We start from the raw sequence: 854 nt of genomic DNA, 5'->3' as shown, positions 1-854 counted from the left end.
AACATTAACGGTTTGACTCAGGCTGCGCGTAACGCGAACGACGGTATTTCTCTGTCTCAGACCGCAGAAGGCGCGTTGGGTGAGATCAACAACAACCTGCAGCGCGTACGTGATCTGACCGTTCAGGCACAAAGCAGCTCTAACTCTGCATCCGATATCGATTCCATCCAGTCTGAAGTTAACCAGCGTATGGAAGAAATCAACCGTGTGACCAAGCAAACCGATTTCAACGGTATCAAAGTCTTGGACAACCGTACTGCGACCGATACTGGTTATGATTTCCAGGTGGGTTCTAAAGACGGCGAGAAAATCAGCATCGCTATCGGTTCAAGCGCGGGCTGGAACCTGGCGGCAGCGAAAGCAGATGGCACTTCATCTGATTCAGTGAATACCTATGCTTTCACTAAAACTGCAGACGCTTCAGCAGCACAAACTGCGTATGATGCAGCGAAGAAAACCTCTGATGCATCTGGCGTAGCTGGCGATATCGCTGCAACGGCTACGGCGAAAACCGATCTCGACGCTAAAATGAAACTGGCAGCTGACGCAGGCGAAGCGGTTAACGGTAACGTGCGTACCGTTGCTGCCAAAGGCTTCGACGTGCTGAAAGGCACCGTTGGTGCAGATAGCAAAGCTCCGGGCACCACGCCATTGGCTGATATCGATAAAGCCCTGAAAGCGGTTGATACTCAGCGCAGTACTTTGGGTGCATCTCAGAACCGTTTTGAGTCAACCATCACCAACCTGAACAACACTGTAAACAACCTGACTTCCGCGCGTAGCCGTATTCAGGATGCCGATTACTCTACCGAAGTGTCCAACATGAGCCGTGCGCAGATCCTGCAGCAGGCAGG

General features: G+C 51.9%; 1 protein-coding gene. It reads left to right on the top strand.

Features of this window, described 5'->3' with window-relative positions:
* The coding region (locus tag DBA33_RS20380; RefSeq protein ID WP_120807126.1) for a flagellin at positions 1-854 on the top strand (854 nt) is incomplete at both ends.

This window comes from Yersinia sp. IP36721, from assembly GCF_003634395.1.
Classification (GTDB): Bacteria; Pseudomonadota; Gammaproteobacteria; order Enterobacterales; family Enterobacteriaceae; genus Yersinia; species Yersinia entomophaga.
Note: the sequence above shows the minus strand (reverse complement) of the source record. Positions and strands in the feature narration are given on the sequence as shown.